Origin of the sequence: Arthrobacter sp. G119Y2, assembly GCF_038069765.1 — a bacterium.
In the GTDB taxonomy this organism is placed as follows: Bacteria; Actinomycetota; Actinomycetes; order Actinomycetales; family Micrococcaceae; genus Arthrobacter_B.
Window position 1 is genome coordinate 230,237 of sequence record NZ_JBBPFS010000003.1, and the last position, 20,341, is coordinate 250,577.

Annotated in this window: 13 protein-coding genes; 1 reads left to right on the forward strand and 12 read right to left on the reverse strand. The window is 67.4% G+C overall.

Annotated features, from left to right (window positions below):
- Positions 1–76: 76 nt before the first annotated feature.
- The 5 genes from WKB88_RS07630 to WKB88_RS07650 are packed head-to-tail and all read right to left on the reverse strand — an operon-like array spanning position 77 to position 5,718.
- Positions 77–1,309 carry a hypothetical protein gene (locus tag WKB88_RS07630; RefSeq protein WP_341393940.1) on the reverse strand — a complete coding sequence of 411 codons (1,233 nt, stop codon included), beginning with the start codon at positions 1,307–1,309 and terminating at the stop codon, positions 77–79.
- On the reverse strand, positions 1,310–2,155 hold the full coding sequence (locus WKB88_RS07635) for a CDP-alcohol phosphatidyltransferase family protein (protein ID WP_341393941.1): 846 nt from the start codon (positions 2,153–2,155) through the stop codon (positions 1,310–1,312). It abuts the gene before it with no gap.
- On the reverse strand, positions 2,152–3,603 hold the full coding sequence (locus WKB88_RS07640; RefSeq protein WP_341393942.1) for an O-antigen polymerase: 1,452 nt from the start codon (positions 3,601–3,603) through the stop codon (positions 2,152–2,154). Before WKB88_RS07640 ends, WKB88_RS07635 begins: the two co-directional genes overlap by 4 nt.
- On the reverse strand, positions 3,600–4,841 hold the full coding sequence (locus tag WKB88_RS07645) for a glycosyltransferase family 4 protein (protein ID WP_341393943.1): 1,242 nt from the start codon (positions 4,839–4,841) through the stop codon (positions 3,600–3,602). The genes WKB88_RS07640 and WKB88_RS07645 overlap by 4 nt, the downstream gene beginning before the upstream one ends.
- Positions 4,834–5,718: a glycosyltransferase family 2 protein gene (locus WKB88_RS07650; RefSeq protein ID WP_341393944.1), complete on the reverse strand. Its 885-nt coding sequence runs from the start codon at positions 5,716–5,718 to the stop codon at positions 4,834–4,836. Before WKB88_RS07650 ends, WKB88_RS07645 begins: the two co-directional genes overlap by 8 nt.
- 103 nt (positions 5,719–5,821) lie before the next feature.
- Here WKB88_RS07650 and WKB88_RS07655 point away from each other — a divergent pair, with 103 nt between their 5' ends.
- Positions 5,822–6,628, forward strand: a complete 807-nt coding sequence (locus WKB88_RS07655) for an SGNH/GDSL hydrolase family protein (protein WP_341393945.1) — start codon at positions 5,822–5,824, stop codon at positions 6,626–6,628.
- A gap of 17 nt (positions 6,629–6,645) precedes the next feature.
- On the opposite strand, the gene WKB88_RS07660 is transcribed toward WKB88_RS07655, so the two are convergent.
- From WKB88_RS07660 to WKB88_RS07690, 7 genes are all read right to left on the reverse strand, one after another.
- Positions 6,646–7,338 (reverse strand): acetyltransferase, encoded by a 693-nt coding sequence (locus WKB88_RS07660; RefSeq protein ID WP_341394242.1) that lies wholly within the window; start codon positions 7,336–7,338, stop codon positions 6,646–6,648.
- A complete protein-coding gene (locus WKB88_RS07665; protein WP_341393946.1) occupies positions 7,338–8,645 on the reverse strand; it encodes a glycosyltransferase family 4 protein in 1,308 nt (435 codons plus the stop codon). The genes WKB88_RS07660 and WKB88_RS07665 overlap by 1 nt, the downstream gene beginning before the upstream one ends.
- Before the next feature lie 2 nt (positions 8,646–8,647).
- Positions 8,648–9,619: an NAD-dependent epimerase/dehydratase family protein gene (locus WKB88_RS07670; protein WP_341393947.1), complete on the reverse strand. Its 972-nt coding sequence runs from the start codon at positions 9,617–9,619 to the stop codon at positions 8,648–8,650.
- A 50-nt stretch (positions 9,620–9,669) separates the two neighbouring features.
- Positions 9,670–11,208 carry a sugar transferase gene (locus WKB88_RS07675; protein ID WP_341393948.1) on the reverse strand — a complete coding sequence of 513 codons (1,539 nt, stop codon included), beginning with the start codon at positions 11,206–11,208 and terminating at the stop codon, positions 9,670–9,672.
- Between the two features lie 452 nt (positions 11,209–11,660).
- Positions 11,661–14,429 carry a helix-turn-helix transcriptional regulator gene (locus tag WKB88_RS07680; protein WP_341393949.1) on the reverse strand — a complete coding sequence of 923 codons (2,769 nt, stop codon included), beginning with the start codon at positions 14,427–14,429 and terminating at the stop codon, positions 11,661–11,663.
- On the reverse strand, positions 14,426–17,296 hold the full coding sequence (locus WKB88_RS07685; protein WP_341393950.1) for a LuxR C-terminal-related transcriptional regulator: 2,871 nt from the start codon (positions 17,294–17,296) through the stop codon (positions 14,426–14,428). Before WKB88_RS07685 ends, WKB88_RS07680 begins: the two co-directional genes overlap by 4 nt.
- Positions 17,297–17,562: 266 nt before the next feature.
- A complete protein-coding gene (locus tag WKB88_RS07690) occupies positions 17,563–20,274 on the reverse strand; it encodes an AAA family ATPase (RefSeq protein ID WP_341393951.1) in 2,712 nt (903 codons plus the stop codon).
- Between the last annotated feature and the right edge of the window lie 67 nt (positions 20,275–20,341).

The window sequence follows — 20,341 nt, forward strand, 5'->3', positions numbered from 1 at the left end:
GGTCACCGGTTCCAGGGGCGCCCGCCACAGAGAGGGCGCCCGTCCCAGAGAGGGCGCCCGTCCCAGAGAGGGCGGGCTAATCCACCGGTTCCAGGGCCGCCGCAGGGCGGGCGGGACGGGTCCGGCCGGCGCGGACCGCAACCAGCCCGCACACCGCCGCAACAGCGACCGCTCCGGTAAAGCCCCAAGCCGACGCAGCGGCGGATCCGCCCAAGGCCAGGGCCAGCGGCAGCACGAGTGTCAGGGCAGCCAGCACCCCGCGCATCAGCGTAGACAGGCGGTTGGCTTGGACGGCCCGGAAGTAGGCCAGGAGAACCGTGTACGGAACCATGGCGAGGTACTGAACGGCATACGGCCAGCGCAGCTCGGAGGCATTGCGCCAGGTCTCTCCCAGGACAAACTCTCCAGCGGACGCCGGGAGCATCAGCACGGCCGCGCCCCACCCCACGCACAGCACCAGCACGAGGACGAAGGTCTCCAGCAGCCTGCTGCGGAAGGCACCGGTCCCCCGGGTGCGGACCAGTTCGGGAATAACGGCCGTCTTGATGGCACCGAACACCGTATTCAGGGGGGAGAAGAGCAGCTGCGCTGCCCGAAGTGCACCGACGCCCGCCGCGCCAAGCGGAAATACGAGGAAATACAGCACGGCAAACGTGGAGGCATTGAGAGCGGCAAATTCGGCAACGTAACGGAACGCGAAGTCCTTGTTAATCAGCAGCCAGCGGACTCCGGCCGGAACAGCGGGAACGCTGCGGGCCAGGATCAGGCCGGCCGCGAGCGCGGCTGCAGCGCCTGCGCCCCACCACGACAAGACCACCCACAGCTCGCCCCCGGACCGGGCAACCAGCAGCATCGCGCTGATGGACCCAACGGCCCATAGGCCGTCGATCAGGAGCGCCAGCGCCGGCCGCCCCTGACAGATGAACAGGTACCGAATGCTGTCCTGCAGCAGCACAAACGGCGAAACTGCCGCCATCACGAGCCACAGGAGGGAGTTCTCCGGGCCCGAGAGGACCGCCCCGGCCAGCAGCAGCATGACGGTGGGCACTGCCACGAGCAGGGTGGCTCCCAGGCTTGCCGCGGCAACCTCCCGGGTCAGCCTGCCGGTTTGGGAATACCGCACCAGCAGGGTCTCCCCCACGAGTGCCCGCTGCCCGCCCAGAAACAACAACAGGCCGGCGTAGGCAAGCGAGAACTGCCCGAACTCGGGCACGCTTGCCACGTTGGCGGCCACCGCCACCGCAACAAAGTTGGAGATGCTGGAGACACCCTGGTCCGCGAAGGTGACCAGCCGGCGGAATCCGCCCATCTAACCCAACGCCAGGAGCTCGGCACGCCACTTCGGCAGGAACGCCGCAAGCATCAGCACGTGGGCGGCTGCCAGCACCAGGTAGGCCGCCAGGAACAGTCCGGGCCAGGGCAGCAGCAAAAACGCCAGGCACGTCATGCCGTAATCCACCGGCAGGGTTACAACCGACCGCACCAGCATCCGCCGGTTGTTCTGTGGGTTGTTCTGTGGATTGTTTTCCGGGGTGCCGCCCTGGATGTTTTGCCGGTTCCGGTCCCCGCGGCCGGCTGTGCCAGCCGCGCCGGACACCCCCGCCGCCCCGGACATCGCCGCCGCGCGGACATTCCTGCGCAGCTGATCCAGCAGGGCACCGCCGAAAAAGATGCAGGAACTGGACAGCAGAAACAGTCCGCAGGCTGCGGCCAGCGCAATGTGGTCGTAGTCGGTGGTGCGGGCGAGGAAGCAGAAGGTCGCAATGTGCATGACGGTTATCCGGCCGTTGTCCAAGGCATGGTCCAGCCACTCGCCGAAGGCAGAGCTGGCTCCCTGCAGGCGTGCCAGCTGCCCGTCGGCCGAATCAAGGATGTATCCCACCGCCAGCAGCACTCCCACCAGCGCCGATGACAGGTTTGCCGAGGCTCCGAAGGCCAGCCAGGCCAGCGACCCGTAGGTGAGCACGGCGCCTGCCAGGGTGACGTGGTTGGGCGTCAGCGCGGTGTTGCGCAGAGCTGCCGCTACGGTCCGCCCGGCAGGCCGGTTGACGTACAGCAGGTACAGCGGAACGCCCTTGCGGGTTTTCTGCGCCTGCTTGAGCTGGTTGAACGATTCCCGGAATGTGGCCCGGGTCTGCGGGAGGGTCTGACTCATGACTGCAGCCTTTCTCGGCGGTTAGTTACAGCGGTCAGGATCAGGACCGAAAGTACCAGGATCATCAGGCGCCCCATCGACTGCAGCAGTGACCCGCGCAGCAGGATGAACAGATATCCGGCGAAAATGGAAATACCGAGGTATCCGACCGAACCCTTGCTCAGGATTTCAGCCCTGAACCCGGAATCCAGCCGGCGCGCCAGCAGTCCCAGCGCGGCAAACACCAAGATCAGGCCGGGCAGCCCGAAATTGATCCAGGCCTCGGCCCACAACGGCGCCGAGAGGTTGAGGTTCACGCTGTTCATCCACTGCCCCACTTCCACACCCGTATCCAACGGTTTGTCGGGCCAGACGACGCGCGGCACCCAGAACAGCAGCGGGCCCAGGGCCTGCATGCCCCACGACAGCCCGTGATTCGCGGTGTACGCCAGGGTATTGGCGAGCATGGTGAATTGGTCATAGTCCTTGGTGGCGATGATGATCCACATCGACTCCAGGTTCACCGGTGTCCCCTGACCGGCTGCGCGGCGGGTGATGTCCGACAGCGGAAAGATGACGATGGACGCTATCACTCCCCCGGCCACGGCAGCGTTGAACAGTCCCTTCCGTCCGCGGATCAGGGGCAGCGCCAGGCCAAAGAGCACAGCCAGCGTCCAGTAGCGGGAGTTGGAAATCGGATTGTTGACCACGATGTTCATCACCACCAGCGCTGCCAGCAGCAGACCGTCCACTGCGGCCAGCGCACGGTCCCGGGTCCGCCAGACGTGCAGGTAAAAGATCAGCGCCGTGAGGCAGCCAACGGAACCGGCTGCGGAAATGATGGCGCGCAGGGCCTGCCCGCTGTCCGGGCTGATCGCATCCAGCGCCTGGCTGGTTTCCTGGCGGCTCAGGAAGAAGACCGAAAGGCCGCCCACCTGGACGATATATACCAGCGCGGCCACCACCGCCGCCACGGAGAACACCCGCAGCACGTCCATGCTCCGCAAGGTGCGGAAGCGCAGCTTCGGTTCCAGCTCGCGCCGGCGCAGCCGCAAGTGATAGCCCAGGTCAAAACAGACACATCCCAGCAGCGTCAGCAGGCTGGCCATGGTCAGCGCAACTTCATCCACCTGGATGGCCAGGGCAGTGGAGCGGCCCGTTGTCAGCTGGGCCAGCGGGGCCAGACCCATTCCGGTGTACACGAAAATCCAGAACACGCCCGCCACGGGCCTGATGTCCGTTTGCCACAGGAGCAGGCCAAGCTTCACCGCGGCATAAAGCACCACGGCATACCGGATCAGGAAGTCGGTGTTGCTGAAGTAGAGGGCTTGGGCGCCGTGCACCTCCAGCGGAAACACCACGGCGAACAAGAGGAAGGCCACCAGCGCGACGGCGGTGCGGACACCGGTGCGCGCCTCGCCCCCGCTGTCACGCGGGGGCCGGGCCGCAGGCAGCAGTCGTGAGCTCATGACCGGCCTCCCTTCTGGCGGAGCGGAACGGCGGGTGCGGTTGCTGCTGACGTTCCCATGGCTTCCAGATACAGCTTCCGGAGGTCCTCGGCCAGTGACCGGGCCGACCACAGGCGCTCATGCAGCCTGCGCGCGTTGGAGCCGACCTCAATCCTGCGTTGAGGATCAGCGGCAAGGTCCAGCATCGCCCGGGAGAAGGCCTCCGCCGTCGGCTCCGCCAGGACGGCGGCATTTCCTTCGTACAGGTCCGCCGACAGCCCGCATTCGCTGGTAATGATCATCGGTGTTCCTGCCGCAGCCGCCTCAATCACCGACATCGGATACGGCTCGTTCAAAGCCGGCAGTACGTACGCGGTGCAGACGGCCATGGCTGCCTGCACCGCTTCCGGAGACAGTTCCCCCTGCAGTTCGAACCGGTCGGCATAAGCCGAGCCGGCGATCAGGGCATGCACCCGGGCTGTTTCGCCCTGGTCCGGTCCGGCCAGGATGAAGCGGGCATCCAATCCCTTTTCCAGCGCGTCCAGGGCTGCCTGGACAAACACGACCGGCTGCTTGCGGGGAGCCAGCCTGGCAGCAAACAGGAAAACGTGCCGGTCCGGATCAGCCCAGGCGTGTGCGGAGTCGGCAGTGGCGTTCACGACCCGGCGCATCCGCACCGGGTCAACACCCAGCTGCTGCAGGCCCCGCTCCTCGTCCTCCGTCAAGGTCAGCCACAGGCTTGGGATGCGGACCAGCCACCGGGTGATGACGGCGTCGTACATCCTCACCGGCAGCGAACGCGACGGCGCCAGCATCCCGTGCGACTGCGCAATCACGGGGATTCGTCCCCGGCCCAGCAGGAGTGCCGCTGCAGACGTGATGAAATCGCGGCACAAATGCACCTGCGCCACGTCCGCCGCCGCGGCCCTTGCCGCCGCATAGCGGGGCAGCCGCAGACTCACCAGGCCGCGCAGCCGCGCGCCGGGGAACGGGCGGCGAACCCGGAACAACGTAACCGGATGCCCACCCGCCGCGGCGGCAGGTACCTCACCGAGCCAGCCGCCAATGAGTTCAACGTCCTCGCCGAGGTCCGTGAGCGCAGCGCTCTGGGTCCGGGCAACTGCCCAAACACCCCCGGCGGCAGCCCCCGGACCCGCCAGGCCGCCGAGCTGCAGGATCTTCAGAGCGGGCAGGTGTGGCGTGCCCTCCCCCATGTTGTCCCCTATGTTGTCGCCTATGTTGTCCCCCGTGCTACGCATGGTCCGCCTCCCCGCTGCGGGCAGGAACGGAAGCTGCCGCGGCCGCTCCTGATACTGCCGGTGCCGCAGCCTCGGCCCGGCCCCGCTGGAGTTCGCGGACCTTCAGCCCGATCTGCCAGTAGTACACGGACAATGCCAGGGCGTAGTCAAAGCCCGCCCTGCCGTCCAGGAATCCGCGGCGCAGCACGTAGCTGTACAGGAAAAACACCAGAGGCTTCAGCGGCACCCGGTCAAAACGGCGTCCCTGGCTGCTTTTGGACCCGCGCACGTTTTCCCGGGTCCGGGGATCCATGCGGATAAACGCTTCCCAATCCGAATAGCGGTTGTGCCGGTCAAACCAGGTCCGGACCGGATCGAGGTCGTGGTGAACCAGCTTGGCGGTGGTCCTGCCCACGGGCCCGCGGGGCTCCGGCTGATAGTGGGCTTCCACCTCGCCCATGCCCGGCAGGTGCAGCAGGTCGATGTTTCGGAACTCGTTCAGTCCGCGCCGCAGAAAGGACCGTTTGACCACACTGTGACCGTGCCGGAGGCCCATACCCGCGAAGTGGTAAGCCACGGGCAGGTCAAACGCCACCCGGCTTTCGGCAGGGTCCTCGGCAATGGCCCGGAGTTCGCGGGCGAGTTCCGGCGTGGGGAACTCATCGGCGTCGAGCATGAGCAGCCACTCGTTGCGGGTCTCGATCTCCGTGAGCTGCCACTGCTTCTTCTGCGGGAACTTGCCGTTCCACGTGAAGTTGATGACTGTGGCACCGGCCTCCTTGGCCAGTTCGGCAGTCCGGTCGGTGCTGTTGGAATCAACAACAATAACCTCATCAAAATCGTCAAGAGCCGCCAGGCAACCGGCGATTCCCTTTTCTTCATTTTTTGTTTGCACCATTACGGATACAGGTATTTTTTTCACGTACTTCCCCCTGAAGCAAGTATTTATTAGTTTTAGGATAAGCATTTATCCTCGGAGACCACTCAGTTACCATTTAGGAATGCCGACTCGACGCGATATTCGCCGATCTTCCCGCTTTACCCGCCGCCGCAGGTGGCCCAAGGTTCTTGCGTTCCTGGGCCTTTTCCTCGCCGCCGCGCTGCTGACCGCCTATGCGCTGTCCCAGTCCGATGCGAGCGGCGCTCCGCCGCCCGCAGCCACGCCACCCGCCGCGGCGGAACCCGCCGCCACGCAGCCCCTGGCGGAGAAGGTGCCGCAGATCGATATCCTCGGCGACTCCTACGTGGCCGGCTCCGCCGAGGGCGGGAAAGGCGCCGAGAACTGGACCAAGGTGGTGGGCTCGCGTTTCTACGACCAGGGCACCCGCGTTGAGCTCAATGTGATGGCCCTGCCCGGTTCGGGTTACATGGCCCGAGGCAACACGGACCTGGTCTTTCGTGAAACCGCCACACTGCGTCTGCGGCCCACTGCCGATGTAGTGGTGGTGTTTGGAAGCCGTAACGACGGACGGCAGACGCCTGAAGCGATGTACAAAGCAGCGAGGTCGCTGTACTCCGACATTCACGACATCGCGCCGCAGGCGAAGGTGGTTGTTGTTGGCCCCGTCTGGGTGAACGGAGCGGTTCCGAGCTTCATCACCGCCAACAACGCAGAAATGAAGCAAGCTGCGGCCGATGAAGGCATCCCCTACATTGATGCTCTCTCCGAAGGTTGGCTGGCCGGCGCCAATGAAGGCCTGATTGGCCTCGACGGGATCCATCCGACGGATGAGGGCCACGCGTACCTGGCGGCGAAGCTCTTCCCCTTCATTGAAGAGCTGCTGCCGGAGCCCGCTCCCCTCGACTAAGGGCCGCACCGCGGAACTCATGCCCGTTCCCCGGGATGGGTTCCGCGGACGGCCGCTTCCGTTTCCCGGACAAACCGGTCACCCAGCTCAGCCGGCGGCACCGGCGTCCCGTACACGCGGTTGGCACCCACCTCGCCTTTGACCACTGTCATGGGCTGCACCACCGCCGACTCCCCGATGCTGGCCCCGCCCAAGACCATGCAGCGGGAGGTAATCCATGCTCCGTCGCCAATCCGGATGGGGCTGGTCACCAGCCCCATGTCGGTGCGCACCCGGTGGCTGCCCGTGGTCAGGAAGGTTTCCTGGGAAATAACCACGTCCGCGCCCACGTAGACGTGGTCCTGGTTGTGGAACCAGACCCCCTCGCCAATCCAGCTGCGCGCGCCGATGTGCAGCTTCCACGGCGACTTGACCCGGGTGCGGGGCCGGAAAATGACGCCGTCGGCAATCTCGGCGCCGAAGGCCCGCAGGACGGCAACGCGCAGACGGGAACTGATCTGCCAGGGATTGGTGACGAACACCAGCTCACAGGTGGACCAAAGATAGACCACCGCACGCGGACGGCCCCATGATTCGCCTGCCCCGGGCGCCCGGGACAGATCAATGGCGCGGGGGCCGCCCCGGAGCGTTCCGCCGTCGTCCTCCCACGGGCTGTCCACCGGCAGGCCCTCCTTCGGTGCCCGGCGCGCGGAGGGATGATGCCGGAGCATCACGAAACCTTCCTCAGGAATCCGCGCGGTGGGGCGGCGTGGGCGGGCCGGAGCCGGGGCGGCTCATCGGAACCGGGGTCCGCGGCGGGCACCGCCAGCCCGGGAACCGCGCGCCTGAACACTGCTTCGAAGCGGTCCGTTATCGGCCCGATGCCGAACCGGCTCTCCGCCAGCGACCGTCCTTTCTCCCCTGCGGCACGGGCCGCAGCCGGATCCCGGTGCAGCCGCCGGAGCCAGCCCACAGCACCGGCAACGCCGTAGTCGGTGGGCGGACCCACGAAGCCCGCTGCCGCCTTGATGTCTTCCGCTGCCGGATTGTCCTCGGGCATCAGGCCCAGCACGGGCCGGCCGGCGGCCAGAGAGGACAGCACCTTGCTGGGAATGGAGAAGCGGGAGGCACCCGGTTCCAGGATGGTGACCAAAACGTCGGCGGATCCCAGCATGTCAGGCAGCTCCGCCGCCGGCTGGAACGGCAACAGGGTGACCGGCAGGTCCGGTTCCCGGGCAAGGTCCTCGCGCAGGATCTCGATCCCGTCCCCCTCCGAGGCAACGATCAGGCGAACCGGCAGCCCTGCCGCCAGGGCTGAGCGCAGCAGCCCGGCCAGCAGCAGCGGATTGTGCTTGCGGCCCAGGGTCCCTGCGTACAGCAGGCGCAGTTCCGGCCGGGCCGGCAGGTGCTGCGCCGCCCAGGCATTGTCCCGGGGCCGGGGCGTGATCTCATCGAGCGGAGCCCAGTTGGGAATCACCGTCACGTGATCCGTGGTGAGGCCCCACAACCGGTAGGCCTGGCGGAACTCCTCGCCGATGGCCACCACCTGCGTGGCAGCCCGCACCACACCCGCTTCCATCCGGCGCACCAGGGTGCCGCCGGCCGCTGCTGCGGTACCGGGCAGCCTGCGGCTGAGCTCCTCGGCGATGGCGTTGCTGAAGAGGTCCTGATGCCAGAGCAGCCACGGCTGCTTCCGGCGGGCCGCAGCCCGCCGGAAGTCAACCAGGGTAAACAGCGGCACGTTGCAGGCCACGATGCAGTCCGGGGCGGTGGCCTGGTTGTGCTTCTGCCAGACCGCAGCATAGGACCGTTCGAACCGGATCCGGCCCATGGCGCTGTACTTCTGGAACGGCTGGTCCGCGGTGAGCGGAGAGAAGGTCAGCCGGTCCGAGTCTGCCGCGGTCCGTTCCAGCGTTCCTTTTCCGCTGCCGTACTGCGTGGAGTAGACGTGGTCCACATCGTGCCCGCGTGCAGCCAGCGCGCGGGAAAGCTCGGCTTGGAAGGGGTGCCCGGAAAAATCATGTACCTGAATACGCACGGCTACACCCTTTGCGCTTTGACCTGGTCCTGGATCCACCCGTAGGTCCGCTCCAGGCCCTCGTGGAGGGAGATGGACGGTTCCCAGCCGTAGGTGTCGCGAAACAGGGTGTTGTCGCTGTTCCGTCCGCGCACGCCCTGCGGAGCGTCCAGCTTGTACCGCCGGTTGACCACGGTTCCGGAGATCTGTTCCAGCAGGTCCGCCATCTGGTTGATGGACACCAGCTCCGCCGAGCCCAGGTTCACCGGTTCCGCCGAGTCGCCGTTCATGACTTCGAGGATCCCGCGCACGCAGTCGTCGATGTACATGAAGCTGCGGGTCTGCTCGCCGTCGCCCCAGATCTCCACGTCCAGCTCACCGGTCAGTGAGGCGTGGGCGAACTTCCGGCAGAGCGCAGCCGGAGCCTTTTCCCGTCCGCCCGCCCAGGTGCCTTCCGGCCCGTACACGTTGTGGAAACGCGCTACGCGGGTCTGCAGTCCGTAGTCTTCCTGGAAGTGGCGGCACATGCGCTCGGTGAAGAGCTTCTCCCAGCCGTAGCCGTCTTCGGGCTGCGCGGGGTAAGCGTCCGCTTCCTTCAGGGCGACGACGTCGGCAGTCGTTTGGTGGTCGGCGGCGTAAACGCAGGCGGAGCTACTGTAGAAGAAGCGCTCCGCACCGGCGTCGCGCGCCGCCACCAGCATGTGGGTGCTGGTCAGGACGGTGAGCATGCACAGGGCCTTGTTGTTCTCGATGAACCCCATGCCGCCCATGTCCGCGGCCAGGTTGTACACGTCCTGCATCCCGCGGGTCACTTCACGGGCCGTCTCGAGGAGCGAGCAGTCGCCCTGGATGTTCTCGGCTCCGTCATGGATCTGGTACCACTCTTCCGGGGGCTTGCAGTCCACTGCACGCACCTCATGGCCGTCGCTGAGCAGCCGTGCAACGAGGTGTCCGCCAATGAATCCGCCGGCGCCTGTGACTAATGATTTCTTCATGGTTTCCGCTTTCTTAGTGGTGAGACCAGCCGAAGCCGGGAGAGGACGGGCTAGTAAGCGCCCACTGGCCGGCGGAGCATATGCACCGTGCGCCAGAGAATGGTGAGGTCGCCTGCAAGCGACCAGTTTTCGACGTAGTACAGGTCCAGCCGCACTCCGTCCTTCCAGTCGAGTTCCGACCGCCCGTTGATCTGCCACATGCCGGTGAGGCCGGGCTTGATGTAGAGGCGGCGGTGCACCCTGCTGCCGTACTGCGCCACTTCGCGGGGCAGCGGCGGCCGGGGCCCGACCAGGGACATGTGGCCCAGGAAGACGTTCCAGAGCTGCGGCAATTCGTCCAGCGAGTACTTCCGCATCCACCGGCCGACCCGGGTAACGCGCGGGTCGTGCTGCATCTTGAAGAGCAGGCCCGAGCCCTCGTTGCGGTCCAGCAAACCGGCCAGGTCATCCTCGGCCGTCTGCACCATGGACCGGAACTTGAGCATTTCGAACGGCTCCCCGCCGCGGCCCACCCGTTCCTGGCGGAAGATCACCGGACCGGGGCTGTCCTTCCGGATGAGGAACGCCAGCACCGCGAAGACGGGAATCAGCGCCAGCAGTCCGGCGCCGGAAAGGAGCATGTCCAGCCCGCGCTTCAGGACGTGCTTTCCGCCGGTGTACTGCGGCAGTTCCACATGCATCAGGGGAAGGCCTTCAACGGGGCGGGCATGGATCCGGGGTCCTGCCACGTTGGTCAGGCCGGTAGTCAGGATGAGCTGGGTGGCGGATTCCTCCAGCTGCCAGCCAAGTTTCTGAACGTAGGAGCTGCCGCCCTTCATGTGGCCGGCAACGATGACGGCGTCGGCCCGCAGCTTGCGGACCGCTTCCACAACCGTGTCGCGGTCCGCGACCACGGGGACGTGTTTGCCGTTGATGTACAGCTCGTGGGCTCCCGGGGTGGTCAGCGCCGCACCCATGACCTGATAGGCGGAGCCGTCCTTCCGCTGAATCTGGGTGACGACATAGCGGACGTCCTTGGGCCGGCCCAGGACAATAACCCGTGACTGGTACCGCCCCTTGCTGCGCTGGGCAGCCAGCCAGCGGCGCAGCACAAAGCGGCTGAGCAGGAGACCGCCCAGGCCGACGGGGAAGGCCACGGCAAAATAACCGCGGGAGATGTCCACCTGGAAAACCAGGCAGAACATGGCGATCAGCCCCATCACGATCACCGTGGAATTGATGACGCGCTTGTACTCGTCGGCACCCGTGCCGGCTATCCGCGGGTCGCGGGTCCGGTGCACGGCCAGCGCTGTCAGCCACGCCGCCCAAATACCCACGGAAACCACCAGGTAGGAGATGTCCAGGGCGCCGCCGCCGGACATGTACTCGGTGGCCATCCCGAACCGCGCCAGGTGGGCCGCGGCCACAGCTGCCGTCAGGACGACCACATCAAAGCCGAGCAGGATTTTCCGGTAGCGGTTGGTGGAGCGAAGGCTCTCGCTGGACAGGCGTTTGGCCGCCGGCGTGAAAGTCTTGAAATTCGGAAATGGTGTCGGCGCGACGGGCCGCGGATGGTCCAGCCGGACCCCGGCATCTTTTACTTCGGTCATCAGAGCCCCCTCAAGCCCAGAGTCTTCCGAAGGGGCCGACGACGGCTGGGGGGAAGCCTTGGTCTCAAGAGGCTTCGACGCCGTCGACCCCGCTCGGGGGACCGGCGCCGGTGGCGCCGGATGATTGAGTGCGGGGACGGACAAATGGAATTATGCGGAAGATATTCACTCCGGGAGATACCCGGGAAACACCGCATTAATTACCGTTTATATCCGCATTTATTTCCCCGCGGAACAATCAACACAACAAAGACTAGAAGCGGCGCATATCGCTGGCACGAGTAATGCTTACTCGACTCCCGGCAGTGACTTCTCCCTCTGCGGGAGATATACCTGCCACTACTTGGGTTGACACATTCTTCGAAGAAGCGCAGAGGGAAATCAGGTATGGTTCGGAGCTTGTTTAATCGGCCGGCAGGGCGCTTGCCGGGAACATTCGCTGGTGCGGACGCCTAGTCCAGGACGGCCGGGCTGGCACCGGGTTCCAGTGCCAGATAAGCCGCTTCCAGATCAGCGCGCCGGCTGATGCCCAGCTTCACGTAGATCCGGTAGACGTGACCTTCCACAGTCCGTTGGGAGAGCGTGAAGTGGGCCGCCACGTCCTTGGTGCTGGCACCGGAAAGGAGCAGGTCGACAATCTCGTGTTCGCGGCGGGTCAGCCGCACCAGATGAAGCGAGGGGCTGAGGTACGAGACGGTGACGCCGGCGAGTTCTCCGCGTCGCCGGCGCAGCTGCTGGATCAGGGCGCGTTGGCGCCGCAGGTTGCCGTGCGCACCGTAGAACCTGATGGCATGGCCGATGCTCTCCACGGCGAGCAGGTACTTGCGGTGCCGGACCGCTTCATCCGCCGCAGCAACCATCCGGTCCGGGCTGCCTGACGCGACGGCTCCTGCATACGCATGAAGCGCCTGGGCCTCCCCGCCTTCAAAGGCCGCACTGACTTCCAGCAGCCGGCTGGCCTGCCGGAGATCGCCAACGGCGAGGCAGAGCTCCAAAATGTCCTTCTCCGCGGCCAGGAATCCTCCGGTCCGCGCCTGCTCTGCCATCTCGGCCAGCTTCTCCGGGACATTGCCGTCCGGCTCGCCCGAGGCCAGGGCAGCGGCGGCATACGCCTGCCCCACCAGCCACAGCGGCCGGGGGCCGGTGTAGCCGACGCCGCGCAGTTCCTTCGCGTACCGTGCCGTCTGGGCATGGTCCCCGACAACTGTCGAAGCGTAGCCGGCCAGCCCCAGCGCGTAGGGCAGCAGCATTTCCGGATCCGACGTCCGCAGGGCTTCCACCGCCGGGTGCAGGCGCTGCAGCCCTTCGCGCAGCCGGCCCTGGTGAATTTCCACCGCCCCTTCGAAGACTCCCATGGTGCCGCCGTAGGCAATCAGGTGCTGCGGCGCAGACTCCAGTTTGGCCTCAAGGAGGCGCTCGAGCTCGGCGAACCGGCCGCCGTGCAGCAGGGCCTGTGCGTGCCGGGCGAGTGCTGTGCCGCAGTAGGCCTGGAGCGGGCCGCCGAGCCGTGCGATCAGGTCCAGCGCCCCCTCGGAGTGCTGGAGCGCGGCGCTGATCTGCCCCCGGGACACCAGGAGCTCCGCCAGCAGGCTGTGAAAGACGACGCTCCACCGGGGACCGGAGTCCACCGACACCGGAAGCCGCTGGCCGGCCCGGGACGTGAGCCGGGCCTGGGCGGCGGCGTAGTCACCCTCGGTCATCAGGGCCATGCTGCGCAGCAGCTCAGCGGCGGCGTCAACGGCAGGCTCCGGTTCTCCGGTGCCGCCGCTGCGGGAAGAGAGCTCACCCGACGCCGCGCACCAGGCGTTGGCGAGCTCCTCGAGGTCGCTTCCGGGCAGTCCGGAACGAAGAATCAGCCGGGTAGCGGCCAGTGCCGCGCGGTCCAGGGTTTCAGCGTCTTCGGCGAGGGTTCGCTGCCCGGGTTCCAGGATGCCTTCCAGCAGCGTCCGCGCCTGTGCCAGCTCTCCGGACTGCACCCTGGCAGCAGCGGATTCCACCCGTGCCGGCAGCACATACGCAGGCCCGCTCACCGCGGCAGCAAAACGGACCGCCAGCGGTGACCGGGCGGCGTCGTTCGCAGTTCGCGCGGCTTTGAGCAGCTGCTCGTCCGCGACGGTGTCGCCGCAGTCCAGTCCCCACTCCAGCCGGCGGAGCCAGGCTTCTTCCTCCCCCGGGCCGGACGGCTCGCCGCCCTCCCCGCTCTCCAAGACTGCCAGCACCCGGGAACGGATCGCCGCGCTGCGGACCGTCGGCACCAGGGACCGGATGACTTCGGAGTGCAGGGGCTGGGACAGGCACAGCAGTTCAGCCGATCCCGGGCCCGGTTGCAGAAGCCCGTCCGCGATCAGGGCATGGACCGGCGCCGGACCGCTGACAGCAACGAGGACGGACCGGGGCAGCAGGTGCGCCAGCGCCAGGGTTTCGAGGACCTCGCGTTCCTCCGGCGTCCGGGCAGCCAGCTGGCCCTTGACCAGATCCACCACGGAGGTGTCCAGGCCGTCGGGTTCACCGCGCAGGAACCACGCGCCGTTGCCCTCCGCCAGCAGTCCGAGCCTGCGGGACTGGGTGAGCAGGGCCTTCAGGTACAGCGGGTTTCCGCCGGACACCGCAGCCAGCAGCGCCGAGGACGCCCGCAGCACGGGGCCGCCCAGGACACCCTCGCACACTTCATGGACTGCTTCCGCTGACAGCGCGCCGAGGTCGATGCGGGCGAGCAGCCCGTCCCGGGCCAGCGACAGCAGCTCGTGGATGCGGCGCGCCCGGGGGCGCGTCAGCACCAGCAGCCGCAGCTCGCCGGACATCGCCAGCTGGGTCAGCACATGGCAGCTGGACTCGTCCAGGCACTGGGCATCATCGATGACCAGCAGCGGCTGCGGGCTGCCCGTCTCGCTGATGCGGCGGAAGTGGCGGCGGATTGTTCGCAGGACCGCCAGCGGGGACTCCATGTCCTCCGGGCCGGCTGACTCGAGATAGGGCGAGAGCACGCCGTACGGCATCCGGGACAGCACCGGGCTGCCGTGGATGAAGGACGCACTCACGATGCCGTCCAACCGTTCCAGCACCTGGTCCGCGAGCGCCGTTTTGCCCATGCCTCCGGCTCCGACAATGACGGCTCCGCGCAGCCCGGGTTCCAGAAGCCGGGCGGTAATCTCCTGCACTTCCCGGTCCCGGCCCAGCAGCAGCGGTGCGCCGCGCTCGCCGGTAGGAACCGTGCCGATCATTTGTGTACCCCGGACTTGTCGGCGATGATCTTGGCCAGCTCGCGCCTGCTGCCGACGTGGAGCTTGGAATAGACCTGGTACAGGTGCCCTTCCACAGTCCGCACCGAGATGTTCAGCTCAGCGGCAATGGCTTTGTTGCTCGTACCGGCGGCTGCCATCTTGGCAATCGACCGTTCCCGGAAGGTCAGGGCGCCGAGGTACTCGTCCGCAGAATCGGATCCCTCCGCTGTTCCCGCGGAATCGGTGCCGCGCCGGCTGCGGTGGATGAACCGCACGGTGGCACGGTCCCCCGCCCCCGAGGCAACGGCTAGCGCACGTTCGGATGTTTCCCGGGCAAAAAGCACATGCCCGGCGGCTTCCCCCATTTCCGCCGCCTGGATCAGCAGCTGTGCATCATAGCTGCCGGCCCCCTTGGCGTATGTCTCACATATCCTGGCGAACGTTCCCTGCTGGTGGGCGGCAACGGTCAGGATGCGGTCCAGGTTCTCCGCGTCCCCCAGCCGCACGGCGTGCAGCAGGGACAGCAGCTCGTAGGAGTAGGCTCCCCGCCGGTGGTCATGGGCGGCCAGGTCAATGAAGCGGCGGGCGGCCTGGGGCGACCCGAGGGCGCCGTCAGCCAGGGCGGCGAAATGCCGCGCGCCGCGGCGGACCGTCCACGGACCGCCGTCGGACGCCTTGCCGCTGAGCTGCAGGTACCCGTCCGCACCGGCGCGGTCCTTCCGCAGTGCCAGGCAGTACGCCGCAGCGGCCGCGGCCAGCGGAATCATGGAGGCCGGTCCGCCAACCCGAAGCTGTGCCACGGCGGGCACAAGGCAGCCCAGGGCGCTTTCGGCATCGCCGGAGTAGGCGTGCAGCAGCCCCTGGCCCACTTCTGCGAACATTCCCGCAGACTGCGCGGCCTGTCCCTGCTGCTGCTGGACGAGTAGCCGCCGTGCATCGTGCAGCGCCCCGATGGCCAGGTAAACGAGGACGATCCGCGCAAAGGAGGTGCTCCGGTCATCCGCGCCAACGTCGGGCTCGGCCAGGAGCCGCTCAACGTCCTGGGCCACTTCAAGGGCTTCGTCCTGGCGGTCCGTCATGCCGAGCGCTTCGCAGAGCCAGGAACCGATCAGGGCACGGAACCCTTTGTCGCGCCCGGCGGGCGCCTGCAGCGGGGCTAGGTAGACTGCGTTCTCGAGGAACCGCCCGTGGTTTGAGTTGCATTCGGCGCGGGCCAGGATCATGTCGCGGGTCAGGGCAGCAGCATCTGTCCGGCTGATGTTCCCGGCCGCTGAGAGCTCCGCCGTGCGCTGCTCTGCCTGGCGCAGCAGTTCATCGTGCTTCTTTGCGCTTCCGGGCGGCAGTGCCCCGGCGGGAAGCGTACCCGACAGTGCTCCGGTGGCGGCCATGCACAGCACCCGGTTTTCCGCGAGCAGCAGGCGAACCTCCTCGAGCGCAGTTGCGCCCTTCCCCCGGCTTCGGTAGCTGCCCAGGGCCGCCAGTGCGCCGCCGTACTCCGCCCTCATCATGCGGGCGGCGACCAGTTCCAGGACGGACGCCGGGGTCTTGGCGCTGTCCTCCCGGGACGAGAGGAAGCGCAGGGCCCGCTCCGGGGCGCCGGACGAGTTGGCAGTCCGCGCCGCCGCGACGGCGGCGTCCAGAGTCAGTGACTCGCCGCTGTCCAGCCGCCACACGGCCAGGCGTGCCGGTTCCACGACGGAAGCAGCGGGATCGGGATCTCCGCTTTCCGGTGTAGCCGCTGCCTCGGTTGTCGACGGTGCAGAGACGGCCACGGCGGACCGCAGCTGTTCCAGCAGCCGGCTGCGCTCGGAGGCGTCAAGGGAGAGGCAGACGGCGTTGGACAGCACCTGGTTCCGGATCCGTATGCGGGGCACGCTCTGCCGTTCGACGGCGAGGATCCCCTGTTCCTGCAGGATGTCCACTTCGCCGGGATCGGCATCGTGCAGGGCGGCGCCCAGCGGCAGCGAGCCGGCCAGGGCCACAGTCCGCACCAGTGCCAGCTGCCTGCCGGTCAGCCCGTCCAGACGGCCCAGGACCGCTTCGGCAACGCGCCCGGCAGGTGCAGGCTGGTGCGGTTCAAGGACCCAGACCTGTCCGCTGCGCCGCAGCCGCCCGCTCTCCCTGTAATCCCTGCAGCCCAGGGTCAGCAGGTGCGGGTTGCCGCCGGTGTGGCGGTGCAGATCCGCCACGGCCGCCCCGGACACGAGTCCGTCCAGTTCCGCCGACACCAGTTCTGCGGTCTCCGCCAGGTCCAGCGGCTCCAGGTCCACCCGGGACAGGATGCCTTCCCTCCACAAGCCGGTGAATTCGGCAGGTGCCCGGCTGAAGTCGCGGAAGCAGGCCAGCAGGCCGGCCGTCCTGCTCAGGACCATCTGGCTGAGCGCCATGGCAGAGAATTCGTCCAGGTCCTCCCCGTTGTCCACGGCCAGCAGGACGGGGCGGCCCTCTGCACGCTCCTGGATGAGCCGTGTCAGCCCGCGCAGGATCAGCACCGGATGCGAGGAAATGTCCGATTCCAGTTCCGACAGGAGAAAGGTCAGCGCACCGAACGGAGTGCGTCCGGAGAACGCCGATCCCCGCACGTGCACCACGTAGGTGTCGGAGCTGCACTGGCGCAGCACGTGGTGGATCAGGGCTGTCTTGCCGCTGCCCGCTTCCCCCACGAGGATGCATCCGGCCCCGCCGCCCGACGCGAGCCGCTCCTGAATGGTTTGGGTTACAGCGCGCCGGCCGACAAAGCGCGGCGGAGCGGCCTGGTCTTCCCTCGCACCCTCGTCCTGCCGGCGAACCTGGCTGAACGGTGCTGCGCCCGTTGTTTCGGGTACTGCGGAGGAACGAACGCGTGGCGGGTGGATACTGTTGTGCACGGTGAGACCCGATTCTGCCGGCGGCCCCGTCCGACGCGGTTTTCCGCAGGAAGAGGCTCGTGTTCAATGTCTGCCGCAAGCGTAGGAGACGCTAACAGGAGGAACACGAGTACTGATCACCAGCGCAACGGACCCACTACTCAGGTTCAGCACCGGCATCGCCCCGAAATTACTTAGAACCGGTGCGGCGCACTACCCGAAACCACGTGATGCTGCCGCTTCGGGCGTGCCGACCACCGGCATCACCGGCGCCACTTGCCCGAAGACTACTCGGTCAGCTGGGACAGGGCATTGCGTAAATCGGTTCGTCCCGAAACGTGCAGCTTGGCGAACACCCGGCCCAAATGCCAGTCCACCGTCCGGGCCGAGAGATGGAAGCTCCGGCCCAGGGCGGCGCTTGTTTCTCCGGCGGCAGCCTGGAGCGCCAGATTCCGCTCGAAGTCACCGAGCTGTGTCAGTCCGTGTTCCACGCTGTTCAGCGGCGACAGTGCCCGGAAGCACTCATACTCCAGCTGCCGGGCCCGCCGGACGACGGCGCGGGTGGCGTGGCCGTCGCCCAGCATACGGGCGGCGTGCGCAGCTCCGTGTCCGAGGAGGCTGTTCCGCTGCCCAAGCGCTGCTTCCGCGGCCCGGATCAGGGCTGCTATGTCATCGGTGAGCAGCCCGGCGGCCAGTTGGCCGTACACATGCGCCGGCGTCCCGTCTGCTGCCGCGGCTGTTGCCGCCAGGTCCCGGGCTGCGGCACGGTGCCCGCGCAGCGCCGCGGCGGAGAACCCGAGGAGCGCATTGGGAACATCGCCTGCCCGCAGCTCCTCGGCGGCATAGCGGTGCAGCTCTGCCGCTGCCGCCGCCGGCTGGCCTGACCGTGATCCAAGGATGCGGAAATAGCGGACTGCCGAGTCGATGGCGGGGTCGGTCCGGCCGGCGGCTTCCAGCGGGGACGGCAGCTCCATGACCGGATCGGTTTCCCGCTTCAGCAGGGCACAGTATCTTGCAGCAGCCGCAGCGAGCGGCATGAGATTGTCCGGATCATGGGATTCCAGCTGCGCCAGCGCCGGCTGCAGGGATTCCAGGCCCGCATCACTGCGCCCGGCGTAGGCGTGAACCAGTCCCACGGGGAGTTCGACGCCGGTGGAGGTATGCAGCCCCGAGACGTTCCCGGATTCCACGGTGGAGCGGGCCATGCCCAGTGCCGCTTCCAGTTCTCCGCACCGGATCAGGAGGAAGAAGAGATGGTGGAAAAGCAGTTCCCGCGTGCGGACATCGGTCTGGAGGCCCGCGGACAGCCGGGCGCGGATCTGGGACGCCAGGGCCCCTGCTTCACTAAACCGGCCGGCGGCAGCACTTTGCTGAGCCCGGCGGATGCCGGCCCACAGCCGAAGGTCCGGCGGTGCGGCGGGATCAGCGAAATCGTCCGCCAGGGATGCCGGCAGCTCGCCTAACCTGCCGGCCAGGGACAAAAGTTCCGCACGCGCCAGCGTCACTTCCAGCCGGGGGCCGGGACGCGCACCGGAATCCTCGGGCAGAATCCGCTCGGCCTGTTCCAGCAGGTGCTCCGGGACATCAGCACAGGCGGGGGTCCGGGCGGCGCTCAGGGCACGGCCGGTCAGGGCCCTCAGCTGCAGTTCGCGTGGGGCTTCCCGAACTGCGGTTTCCGCCGCGGCGAGCACCCCGTGCGCCTGGGCATGCCTGCCCTCGGCGCGCAGCGCATCGGCTTCCTCCAGTACGACGGCGAGGGGACGCGGTGCGGCCACGGCGCGCGCGTACCGGAGGGCGGCACCGGTATCGCCGGTTTCATTGGCCCAGCGCGCCGCCGCCAGCGCCGTTCCGGGTTCCGGTGCAATTCCCACGGACAGGGACCAGGCAGCCAGGCCGGCGGCGGTTGCTCCGGCAAGGGCAGCGGCGTCCACCACCCGTGTCACCTCTGACCAAAGGTCCCTGCTGCGGCCGAACGGAATCCTGGCGGCGATGGTGGCAGGCTGCAGGTGCCAGGCCAGGCGCACCGGCTGGCCGTGCCCTCCATTGATGGTCAGGACCGATGCCTCTTCCAGGGCGTCCACCGTGTGGGCAGGAACAAGCTGCAGGACAATCTCCATCGGCAGCTCGCGGCACAGCGCCAGTATTTCGACGGCGCGCCGCTCCCCCGGAGTGAAGCGCCGCAGCACTGTTTCCACCCTTTCCGGCAGTTCACCCGAGTGGACCAGCGGACCGGCCCAGGTCCAGAAACCCCGGCGCTGGACCAGCGACTTGGAACTGATGTGGTCCCGGCACAGAAGGGACGCCAAAAGGGGGTTACCCCTGCTTTGCTGCCACAGCATGTGCCGGGCTCTGGTGGTCAGCGGCCCGCCGGCATTTCCGGCCAGCAGCTCCCCGGTCCGTTCCAGATCCAGCGGGGCGAGATCGATGCGCTTGAGCGACCCGTCGGTCCAAAGCCTCACATACTCCTTGTGGCACCGGATAAGGTCCCCGCTAATGAGGAGCAGTGCCACAGTGCCCCGGCGGCAAAGCTCGGAGGTGACCAGGACGCCGAGGTCGTCAATTTCCTCCGCGTTATCTATGACCAGGACGATCCGCCGCCCGGAGGCCTGGCGGATCAGCAGGGATTCGAGCGCGCGCACCACGTGGACCGGGTTGGCGAGTTCTTCCTGCGGCATGTCGCTGAGCAGCCAGGCCAGGGCGCCGTAGGAAGTCTGGGCCGAGAGGGTGCTGCCGCGCAGCTGCACGTTGTACCCGCCGTAGCGGCTCACCGCTTCACGGGCCAGTGTGGTTTTACCGATTCCCCCGGCCCCCAAAATGACGGCGCCGGGACCGTGCAGGGCGGCGAGGACCGCCCGGAGTGCAGTATCGCGCGCATCACCGGGTTTCGGCGGCGCTGCCGCTCCGGCTGAGCGGACTCGGCTCGGAGAGACCGGGCCCGTTCCCTGGCCGCCCGCGGGGGCGGGCAGTGTGGGCGGGCCTGGTTGTTGAAGCGTGCTCATCGGGACCCTTAAGAATTGACAGAGCGCGTTGTGGGGCTGGAGGTTCACAGCCGGCTGACTTTTCCCG